Source organism: Kitasatospora sp. NPDC114501, assembly GCF_055633695.1.
In genome coordinates this window covers 195,366-205,240 of the sequence record NZ_JBVKDS010000013.1, presented here as the reverse complement: position 1 = coordinate 205,240, position 9,875 = coordinate 195,366, and the positions used below count along the sequence as shown (strand labels likewise).

8 protein-coding genes are annotated in these 9,875 nt (G+C 75.0%); 2 read left to right on the top strand and 6 right to left on the bottom strand.

The features are described 5' to 3' along the window. Positions 1-2: 2 nt before the first annotated feature. The 5 genes from ACZ7RU_RS24775 to ACZ7RU_RS24755 all read right to left on the bottom strand — a co-directional run bounded on the left by ACZ7RU_RS24775 (position 3) and on the right by ACZ7RU_RS24755 (position 7,031). Positions 3-1,370 carry a serine hydrolase domain-containing protein gene (locus tag ACZ7RU_RS24775; protein WP_470343144.1) on the bottom strand — a complete coding sequence of 456 codons (1,368 nt, stop codon included), beginning with the start codon at positions 1,368-1,370 and terminating at the stop codon, positions 3-5. A gap of 809 nt (positions 1,371-2,179) precedes the next feature. Beyond that, positions 2,180-2,731: a gluconokinase gene (locus ACZ7RU_RS24770; protein ID WP_470343143.1), complete on the bottom strand. Its 552-nt coding sequence runs from the start codon at positions 2,729-2,731 to the stop codon at positions 2,180-2,182. A gap of 8 nt (positions 2,732-2,739) precedes the next feature. Beyond that, complete coding sequence (locus ACZ7RU_RS24765; RefSeq protein ID WP_470343142.1) at positions 2,740-4,107, bottom strand: glucose-6-phosphate dehydrogenase; 1,368 nt, start codon at positions 4,105-4,107, stop codon at positions 2,740-2,742. Then, positions 4,104-5,933 (bottom strand): glycoside hydrolase family 15 protein, encoded by a 1,830-nt coding sequence (locus ACZ7RU_RS24760; protein ID WP_470343141.1) that lies wholly within the window; start codon positions 5,931-5,933, stop codon positions 4,104-4,106. Before ACZ7RU_RS24760 ends, ACZ7RU_RS24765 begins: the two co-directional genes overlap by 4 nt. 48 nt (positions 5,934-5,981) lie before the next feature. Next, complete coding sequence (locus ACZ7RU_RS24755) at positions 5,982-7,031, bottom strand: NAD(P)-dependent alcohol dehydrogenase (RefSeq protein ID WP_470343140.1); 1,050 nt, start codon at positions 7,029-7,031, stop codon at positions 5,982-5,984. A 279-nt stretch (positions 7,032-7,310) separates the two neighbouring features. On the opposite strand from ACZ7RU_RS24755, the gene ACZ7RU_RS24750 reads away from it, so the two are divergent. Then, on the top strand, positions 7,311-8,354 hold the full coding sequence (locus ACZ7RU_RS24750; protein WP_470343139.1) for a lactonase family protein: 1,044 nt from the start codon (positions 7,311-7,313) through the stop codon (positions 8,352-8,354). 37 nt (positions 8,355-8,391) lie between these two features. Here the strand turns inward: ACZ7RU_RS24750 and ACZ7RU_RS24745 are convergent, their stop codons facing one another. After that, on the bottom strand, positions 8,392-8,847 hold the full coding sequence (locus ACZ7RU_RS24745; protein ID WP_470343138.1) for a universal stress protein: 456 nt from the start codon (positions 8,845-8,847) through the stop codon (positions 8,392-8,394). A 263-nt stretch (positions 8,848-9,110) separates the two neighbouring features. Between ACZ7RU_RS24745 and ACZ7RU_RS24740 the strand changes: the two genes are divergently transcribed. Beyond that, on the top strand, positions 9,111-9,869 hold the full coding sequence (locus ACZ7RU_RS24740) for a class I SAM-dependent methyltransferase (RefSeq protein WP_470343137.1): 759 nt from the start codon (positions 9,111-9,113) through the stop codon (positions 9,867-9,869). The last annotated feature ends 6 nt before the right edge of the window (positions 9,870-9,875 follow it).

The window sequence follows — 9,875 nt, the reverse complement described above, 5'->3', positions numbered from 1 at the left end:
GCTCAGCCGGCGGCGGTCCGGCGGGCGGTGCGTCCGGAGACCTGCACCCGGTCGATCCGTCCGGTGGCCGGGTCCCGGTGGAAGCGTCCGCCGGGCTCGGGGCGGCCGGTGTCCGGCGCGATCAGGTCGTAGCGGAGGTCGGCGTGGCAGCGCAGCGGGATGGGCAGGTCGCCGTCCACCGCGAGGGTCGGCGGTCCGTCGCCGGTCGACTCGACCCGGTAGTGGATCGAGCCGTTGCGGTAGGTGCCCGCGCACTCGGCGAGGGTCGCGGGTCCGGCGAGCGGCACGGGCCCGCCGGCGCCCACCGGCGCGATCGACGCGGGCACCCGGATCCCGGCCAACTCGTCGAGATCGGCCGCGAGTTCGCGCCACAGGCCGGTGGCGGCGCCGGCGTTGCCGGTGAAGGCGACCACCACGCCGCTGTCCGGGTCGGCCCGCAGGTGGCAGGAGGTGCCCATGGCGTTGCCGTCGTGGCCGCACCACAGCCGCCCGTCTCGCCGGTAGAGCGCGACTCCGGCGCCCCAGCCGTCCGCGAGCGTTCCGGGCCGGGCGCCGGGCTGCGGGCGGCGCATCCGCTCGGCGACGTCCGGGGGCAGCGCTCCGGCCCGGCCGACCAGGGCGGCGCCGAGCGCGGCGAGGTCCGCGGCGCTCGCCAGCAGGGCGCCGGCCGGGGCCTCCAGCAGGGCCAGGTTCTGCCGGACGGCCCGGGCCCGGCCGGTCGCCGCGTTGAGGGCGTGCCCGGCGGCGACCGGCCGCCCGGGCGCGGCCGTGTCGACGAACACCGGCCCGGTGCCGAGGGGTTCGAGCAGCAGGGCGCGCACGGCCTCGTGCCAGGGCATCCCGGTCACCGCCTCGACCAGGCGCCCGGCGGCGACGTAGCCGGCGTTGGAGTAGGAGAAGTCCGTCCCGGGCGGGAACAGCGCGTCCCGGGCGGTGCACACGGCGGACAGGTAGCGCGTCACGGTGGTGCGGGCGGCGGCGTCGGAATCCGGTCCGGTGGGCAGGCCGCCGGTGTGGCCGAGTAGGTGACGAATCGTTACTGCGGGCAGTTGCCGGAGCTCCGATAGGTGCTCGGCGGCCGGTTCGTCGAGGTCGAGGTCGCCGTCGTCGGCGAGCAGCATCACCAGGGCGGCCGTGTAGGGCTTGGTGAGCGACCCGACCGGGACGGCGGTCTCCCCGGTGAAGGGCGCCCCGGTGCCGGTGTCGGCCACCCCGGTGTGCAGGACGACGGCCTCCGCACCGGTGTCCAGCGCCAGTTGGGCTCCGGGCACCCGGTGGGCGCGGGCGAGGACGTCGAGGCGGTGCTGCAGTTCGCGGCGCGGGAGGACAGGCGCCCGCTCACGGGTGGGCGCCGGACTGGCGTACGGCATGGCGGTAGCTCCCGTCGACTGGTTCTCGGGTGCGGGCGCACGGGCGCCCGGGGCGGAATCGCGGATCGGGTCGTCACGGCACGGTGGGGAATTTCCGGCCGCCGGCGCCGCCCGCTCCGGGACGCGCGGAACGAGGCGGAATCGGCGCGGGACCGGTCGGCCACGGCTGCCGGGCGGGTCCGGGAACGGGAATCCCCGCCCTCGCGGAGCCGTTCCGGAGCCGTTCCGAGCCGCCTCGGCGCGTCCGGGCCCGGACGGTGCGAATGCGACCCGAATTCCCCGCGACCCGGTGACCGGCGGATCGGTGACCGGCGGAGCGGGGAACGGCGCACGGTTCACCGGGAACGGCCGAATACCCTTACCCCGCCGGAACGCTCGAACAGAAATCCGCTCGCCGCCGACCGGCCACTCTTCCGGCCTCCACCTGCGCAATGCCCGTATCCGGCATGTCCATCCCCCTTATTCGCGATCCGCCCCCGCAACCGTCGCGCGGAACGCGCCGACACGACCGGGGAGTCGCGGAATCCTTGCCGTCCCGAACGTCCGGACGACGAACGCGCAACAGTCTTCATGGCGGCTCAGCCGCTCGCAACCCCTTCCGATTGAACGGAAAGCGACTCCACCGGGAATCGGAACCACAAAATCCCTGGTTGCCTCCCAGCCGCGCCCCGGAACGCCCGATGACGAGTGCGAATTCTTTGGCCGAAAATGTGGGGTTCAGACCTCACCATCCACTCGAACAACTATTCGCGGAAATATCCGAGTGATTTCCCGGACGGCTGTGACAGCTGTGACGGAACGCGACGGAATCAGTCGGATGGGCCGCGAGTGAAACCACCCGGGGCCGACAGCAGCTCCAGGGCCGCGTCGACGAGCACGCCGGGGGCCGGGCCGACGTCCAGCGCGGCACCCCGCTCGTCCGGTTCGAGCGGTTCGAGCGCGGCGAGCTGCGAGCCGAGCAGCGACTGCGGCATGAAGTGCCCGCTGCGCCGGCCGATCCGGTCCGCCAGCAGTTCGCGGCTGCCCGTCAGATGCAGGAAGAAGGCGTCCGGACTGGCTTCCCGCAGGGTGTCCCGGTAGCGCCGCTTCAGCGCGGAGCAGGTGACCACACCGCCCCCGCCCGCCGCGTCCCGCTCGCGGAGCCACCGCCCGACGGCCCGCAGCCAGGGCTGGCGCCGGGCGTCGTCCAGCGGGACACCGGCCGCCATCCGGGCGATGTCGGCCGGCCGGTGGAAGTCGTCCGCCTCCGCGAAGGGGACCTCCAGCCGCTCAGCGAGCAGCCGGGCCACCGTGGACTTGCCGGTACCTGCCACCCCCATCACCACCACGCACGGGGCCCGGCGCTCGGAGCCGAGGGTCATCGCGGCACCTACCACCACCGCGGGGGCGGCCCCGGCGAGCCGGCCGGGTACTCCTCCAGCGGCACCAGGTCCCGCTCCCAGGCGGACAGCACGGGCTCCAGCACCCGCCAGGCCTCCTCGGCCTCGTCGCCGCGGATGGACAGCGCCGGATCCCCGGTCAGGACGTCCAGCAGCAGCCGGCCGTAGGCGGGCAGCTCCTGCGGGTCCATCCGCGCGGTCAGCGACACCGGGACGAGCTCGTGGGCGTGGGCGCCGATGCCGGTCAGGTCCAGGGTCAGTCCCTCCGGCTCCAGCTCGAACCGCAGCACGTTGGGGTGGGCCTCCCCGCTGTGGCCGAACGGCAGGTGGGGCACCGGGCGGAAGTGCACCGCGACCTCCTTGCGGTCCTCCCCCAGCGCCTTGCCGCTGCGCAGCCGGAACCGCGTCCCGGCCCACCGCCAGCTGTCCAGCTCCAGTTCCACCTCGGCGAAGGTCTCGGTGCGGCGCTCCGGGCTGACGCCCTCCTCCTCGGCGTAGGCGGGAACCTCGCGGTCCCCGATCCGGCCGGGCCGGTAGCGGGCCCGCCGGGTGCGGTGCACCACGTCGTGCTCGGTCAGCGGCCGTACCGAGCGCAGCACGTCCACCTTCCGGTCGCGCAGGTCCCGTTCGCCGAGCGTGAGCGGCGGTTCCATGGCCACCAGGCAGAGCAGTTGCAGGAGGTGGTTCTGCACCATGTCCTTGAGCGCCCCGACCTGGTCGTAGTACCCGGCCCGGCCCTCCAGCGCCAGCGTCTCGTCCCAGACGATGTCCACCTCGGCGATGTGGGTGCTGTTCCAGATCGGCTCCAGCACCCGGTTGGCCAGCCTGCTGCCGAGCACGTTCTGGACGGTCGTCATGGCCAGGAAGTGGTCCACCCGGAACACCGCGCGCTCCGGCACCAGGTCGGCGAGCAGCCGGTTCAGCTCCCGCGCGCCGGCCAGGTCCTCGCCGAACGGCTTCTCCAGGACGATCCGGCTGCCGGCCGGCAGGCCCGCCGCGTGCAGGGCGGTGATCACGGCGGGGAACAGCGCCGGCGGCAGGGCGAGGTAGACGGCCACCGGCCCCTCGCCGGCGACCACCGCGGCGACGTCGGCCGGGTCGGTGACGTCGGCCCGCAGGTAGCTCACGGCGTTCAGCACCGCCTCCCTGGCCTCGGCCGGGAGGTCGCCGCCGTGCCGGTCGAGTCGGGTCGCGGCCCACGTGCGGTACTGCCCGGTGTCCCAGTCCTCCCGGCTCGCGCCGGTCACCCGGAGCGCGTCGCCGACCTGTCCGGCCGCGCGCAGGGCGGCCAGCGCCGGCAGCAGGAAGCGGGCGCTGAGGTCCCCCGTCGCGCCGAGGATCGCGAGCCGGTCGATCATCCCCGGCCACCCGCCCTCGCCCGGCCGAGGTTGACGCCGCTGGCGATGATCCCGATGTGGCTGAACGCCTGCGGGAAGTTGCCCATGAACTCTCCTGTGGACGGGTCGATCTGCTCGGACAGCAGCCCGAGGGGGCTCGCCCGGGAGCAGAGCGAGGCGTACAGCTCCTCGGCCTCCTCGATCCGGCCCTGGCCGACCAGGTTGTCGACCAGCCAGAAGCTGCACAGGACGAAGGCGCCCTCGTCGCCCGGCAGGCCGTCCGGTGACTCCTCGTGCAGGTAGCGGTGGAGCAGCCCGCCGCCCGCCGACAGCCGCTCGGCGACGGCCGCGGCGGTGGCCACCATCCGCGGGTGGCCGGCCGGCACCACCTGGCGCAGCGGCAGCGCGAGCAGGCTCGCGTCCAGCGCCCCGCCGCCGTCCAGGTGGGCGCTGAGGGTCTTGGCGTCCTCGTCCCAGGACCGCTCCAGGATGAGCCGGCGCAGTTCGTCGGCCGAGGCGCGCCACCGGGCCGTCCCGGCGGGCAGGCCGAGCCGCTCGCCGATCTGCGCGGCCCGGTCCAGGGCGACCTGGCACAGGGCCGCCGAGTAGGTGAACACCCGGCCCTCGCTGCGCACCTCCCAGATGCCCTGGTCAGGCTGGCGCCAGGCCTGCCCGGCGGTGTCGGCCAGTCCGGCCAGGCCGGCCCACAGCGCGGGCTGGATCTCGCCGCCGGCGCGCAGCCACTGGTCGGCGCAGTCCAGGATCTCGCCGTAGACGTCGTGCTGGCGCTGGTCGGCCGCGCCGTTGCCCCAGCGCACCGGGGCGGAGCGCTGGTAGCCCTCCAGCTCCCCGTCCTCGACCTCGTCCGGCACCGGGCCGCCCCGCAGGTCGTACATGATCCGGGGCCGCCGGCCGGACTCGAAGGCGTCCAGGACCCAGCCGAGGAAGGCGTCGGCCTCGCCGCGGAAGCCGATCCGGCGCAGCGCGAACACGGCGAACGCCGCGTCGCGGATCCAGCTGTAGCGGTAGTCCCAGTTGCGGACCCCGCCGACCGGCGCGGGCAGCGAGGAGGTGGGCGCCGCGACCAGCGAGCCGTTGGCCCAGTCGTCGCAGAGCTTCAGGGTGATCGCGGCCCGCCGGACCAGCGGCTCCTGGGGGCCGTCGTACGCGAAGTGGCCCATCCAGCGGCGCCAGGCCTCGATGGTGCCCCGCAGGGTCGCGTCGGTGTCGAAGCGGTGGTGGCGGTGGAAGCGGCCCCAGGACAGCACCAGGTCCAGGCGCTCGCCCCGGCGCAGCTCGTGGGTGCTGTGCAGGCCGGTCAGCGGGCGGTTGGAGCGCAGGTGCAGCCGCAGGTCCGGGCGCCGGTTCGGGCGCACCTCCAGCCCGCTGAACAGGGCCCGGGTCTGCGCGCCGCCGCGCGGCTCCAGCTCCGCGCGCAGCCGGACGGTCCCGTCCAACACCACGGCGGAGCGCACGAGTTCGGCCCGGTCGGCCGGGGCGTCGTCGGTGAGGTCGGCGCCGGAGCGCAGGGCCAGCGCGTCGGTGACGCGCACCAGGCCGGTGGGGCTCCGCAGTTCGGTGGTCAGCACGCCGGTGTCCGGTTCGTAGCGCTGCCTGGCCTCCGCCAGGTCCTCGGGGGCGAGGGTGAAGTGCCCGCCGCGCGCGTGGTCCAGCAGGCCGCAGAACAGCGGTTCGGAGTCGAACCGGGGCAGGCACATCCACGGGATGGCGCCGTCCAGGCCGACCAGCGCGGCGGTCGTGCCGTTCCCGATCAGGCCGAGGTCCTCCAGCGGCGGGTAGCCCTTGCGCCGGCGGACCGGCCGGAACGGTGGGTCGGGGTCGTGCATGCCGCCTCGCTTCCGCGGTGTCGGTGGGTCGGTCGGGGGGTGCCGGAGCTAGAAGGTGATCATCACCTTCACGACGTCCTCCAGCTTCTTGTCCGACACCTCGAAGGCCCGTTCCATGTCGTCGAAGCGGAACTCGTGGGTCGTCAGGTGCGAGGGGTCCACCCGGCCGCCGGCGAGCACCCTCAGGAGCCGCTCCATCCGCAGCCGGCCGCCCGGGCAGAGCCCCGTCGCGATGGTCTTGTCCGCCATGCCGACGCCCCACTCGACGCGCGGGATGCGGACGAACTCGCCCTCGCCGAAGTAGCCGGTGTTGGAGACCGTGCCACCCGGCTTGGTGACCTTGACCGCGGTCTGGAAGGTCGCGTCCGCGCCGAGCGCCTCGATGGCGGTGTCCACGCCCTGCCCGTCGGTCAACTCCAGGATCCGCGCGACGACGTCCTCCTCGGTGAAGTCCACGATCTCGTCCGCCCCGTACGTCCGGGCGAGCTTCTGCCGGCTGGGCACCGACTCGACCCCGATGACCAGCCCGGCGCCGCGCAGCCTGGCGCCGACCGTCGCCATCAGGCCGACCGGCCCCTGCGCGATGACGGCGACCGTCCCGCCGATCGGGATGGCGCCGTGCTCGGCGCCCATGAAGCCGGTGGAGAGCATGTCGGCGCAGTAGACCGCGTCCTGGTCGGAGATGGCGTCGGGGATCAGCGCGAGGTTGGCGTCCGCGTCGTTCACGTGGAAGTACTCCGCGAAGACCCCGTCCTTGAGGTTCGCGAACTTGAAGCCGCCGAGCGGGCCGCCCGACTGCGAGGGATGGCCGTTCTGGGAGGCCCGGTCGCCCCAGTCGGGCGTGATGGCGCCGACCAGCACCCGGTCGCCGGGGCGGAAGTCCCTCACCTCGCCGCCCACCTCGTGCACCACGCCCACCGCCTCGTGCCCGAGGGTCAGGTTCTCCCGCGGGCCGATGCCGCCCTTGACGGTGTGGGAGTCGGACGTGCAGATGAGCGCCTTGGTGGTCCGCACCACGGCGTCGTTCGGACCGGGCCTCGGTACGGGCTTCTCCAGGAAGCCCACCTGCCCGATCTCCTTCATCACGAAGGCCTTCACCGGCCGTTCCCTCCTGCCGTCGCACCACCACCACGGGCGTGCGGATCGATGCGGTTCCCTCCCCCGCCGACACCCGCGGCGACCGGTGACGGGCCGCGCGGCCGACGGCTCCCACCTTCCCGGGAACCGGGCCGGTCCGCGATCCGACCGCCCGGGCAGCGGTGCTTTCCAGTGAAAGAGCGCGGCCGCGGTACCGGACCGCCGTCCGTGTGGTCCGGCCGGACCGCGCGGGTACCTGCTAGGGTCCGAGCGCAACGGCGGACTGCGGAGGTTGCGGTGGTGGACAGGGGCGCGGAGCGGGCCTTCATCGGGTCGTTCACCTCGACGGGCGGGCGCGGGATCGTCCTGGCCTCGCTGGACCCGGACACCGGGGCGCTGACCGCCACCGGTGCCGTCGACGCGGTGGACCCGTCCTACCTCGCCGTCGGGCAGGCCGCGGAGGGGCCAGTGCTGTACGCCGTGTCCGAGACGGAGCCCGGCGCCGTCACCGCCTACGACATCGCCGGCCCCGTCCCCCGCCCGCTCGGCGCCCCGGTGCCGGTGGACGGGGACCACCCCACCCACCTGAGCCTCGACCAGGGCCACCTGCTGACCGCCAACTACGGCTCCGGCAGCGTCAGCGTGCTGCCGCTCGCCGCCGACGGCACCCCGCGGCCCCCGAGCGACGTGCTGCGCCACCGGGGCAGCGGGCCGCACCCGGACCGCCAACTCGCCCCGCACGCCCACCAGGTGCTCCCCGACCCGTCGGGGCGCTGGGTGCTCAGCGTCGACCTCGGCACCGACTCGGTACGGGTCTGCGCCCTGGACCCGGCGACCGGGGAGCTGGCCCCGCACGCCGAGGCCGCGCTGCCGCCCGGCACCGGTCCGCGGCACCTCGCCTTCCACCCCTCCGGCCGGCACGCGTACGTGCTCGGCGAGTTGCGCCCGGTCGTGACGGTCTGCCGCTGGGACGCGGCGGCCGGGGCGCTCGACCCGGTCGAGGAGGTCCCGCTGTTCCCCGACGGCGTCGAAGGCCCGGTCTCCCCGTCGGCCCCGGTGGTCTCCCCCGACGGCCGGTTCCTGTGGGCGGCGGAGCGCGGCACCGACACCATCGTGGTGCTCGCCCTCGACGGGACGGGCGAGGGCGCCCGGGTGGTCACCTCGGTGCCCTGCGGGGGCCGCTGGCCGCGCGACCTGGTGCTCGGCCCCACGGGCACCCGCCTGTACGCGGCGAACGAGCACTCCGGCGACGTCACCTGGTTCGACGTGGACGCCGTGACGGGCGTCCCGCGCCGGGCGGGCTCGCTGGCCGTCCCCTCGGCCTCGGCGGTCCTGTTCGACTGAGGGCGGGTGCCCGGGCCGGGCCCGGACACCCGCTCGCTCACTCCTCCTCACGGACCACCACGACCGGGACGGTGGCGTGCCGGGTGCAGTGCTGGGCCACCGAGCCCAGCAGCATCCCCGCGAAGCCCCCGAGGCCCCGGCTGCCGACCACCAGCAGGTCCGCCCCCCGGGCCGCCTCGACCAGTGATCCCGCCGGGGAGCCGTAGCGCGCCTCGGTGCGCACCTCGACCGGCGGGTCCTCGCCCACGGCCTGCCGGACGGCCCGGGCGACCTCCTGCCGCGCCCGGCTCTCCAGCGCCGCCTCGTCGGTGATCCCCGGGGGGAACCAGCCGCGCGCCCCGTGGTAGGTCGGGTACTCCCAGGCGATCACCGCCACCACCGCCCCGCCGGTGAGCTCCGCCTGGCGCACGGCCCAGCGCAGCGCCCGCTCGGACGGCTCCGAGCCGTCCACCCCGACCACGATCCGGCGCTTCTCCTCAGGCTGGTCGGCCATGTCTCCTCCTCGACTCGACGGCGGCGGAGGATCGCACCGGGCGGTGGCCCGCCGTCACCGGGCTCGGGGTCCAGCCTGGTACCGACCGCACCGGGCGCGCAGTCCGGGCGGGTCCGGACGGGGCCCGGTGGAAACCTTCAGATGAAAACGGATATCGTTTCGCCAGAAAACCCGCGCCGAACCGGTTGCAGATCTGGATGAACATGACAAACATTGTCGGTAAGTCAAGCCTCGAACGCGCACGGGACACCGCGGGAGTCGGGATGCGAGTGGACGCCGCCCTGGCCGGCGCCTGGGTGGACCGCTGGGAGCGCCAGCAGGAGCGGTACGCGGTGGAGCGCGAGGAGCGGTTCACCGTCATCGCCGACGTGCTGGAGCAGACCGTCGGCCACCGCGGGCGCCCGCTCGTCGCCGACCTCGGCAGCGGCCCCGGCTCGCTGTCCGCGCGCGTCGCGGCCCGGCTGCCGCACGCCGAGATCCTCGCGGTCGACATCGACCCGCTGCTGCTCGCCCTCGGCCGCGCCCGGCACCCCCGGATCGCGCGCTGGGTGGAGACCCTGATCGGCCGCCCGGGCTGGGTCGAGGCGCTCGAACTCGACCGCCCGCTGGACGCCGTGATGTCCACCACCGCGCTGCACTACCCGCCGCCGGACGCGCTGCTCGGGATCTACCGCGACCTCGCGGGCCTGCTGCGGCCCGGCGGCGTCCTGGTCAACGGCGACCACCTCATCCCCGAGGACCGGCCGCTCGCCGAACTCGCCCTGGCGATCGGCCGGCGCCGCGCCCAGCGCCGGGGCACCGGCGCCGCCGAGGACTGGTCCCAGTGGTGGGCCGCGGCCGGCCAGGTCCCCGAGTTCGCCGACCTGCTGACGGCCCGCGAGCGGCAGCTGCCCCCGACCGACGGCCCCGGCAACGGCCTCTCGGCGGCCCGGCACTGCGAACTGCTGCGCGAGGCCGGGTTCCGCCAGGCCGGCCCGGTGTGGCAGTACGGCACCAGTTCCGTCCTGGTCGCGCTTCGCTGACGATCC

Bases quoted from the DNA above. Each gene is read 5' to 3' on its own strand.
- ACZ7RU_RS24770 (WP_470343143.1), bottom strand. From the start codon at position 2,731: ATGACCCTCGGCTCCGAGCGCCGGGCCCCGTGCGTGGTGGTGATGGGG.
- ACZ7RU_RS24760 (WP_470343141.1), bottom strand. From the start codon at position 5,933: ATGCACGACCCCGACCCACCGTTCCGGCCGGTCCGCCGGCGCAAGGGC.
- ACZ7RU_RS24775 (WP_470343144.1), bottom strand. From the start codon at position 1,370: ATGCCGTACGCCAGTCCGGCGCCCACCCGTGAGCGGGCGCCTGTCCTC.
- ACZ7RU_RS24765 (WP_470343142.1), bottom strand. From the start codon at position 4,107: ATGATCGACCGGCTCGCGATCCTCGGCGCGACGGGGGACCTCAGCGCC.
- ACZ7RU_RS24745 (WP_470343138.1), bottom strand. From the start codon at position 8,847: ATGGCCGACCAGCCTGAGGAGAAGCGCCGGATCGTGGTCGGGGTGGAC.
- ACZ7RU_RS24740 (WP_470343137.1), top strand. From the start codon at position 9,111: ATGCGAGTGGACGCCGCCCTGGCCGGCGCCTGGGTGGACCGCTGGGAG.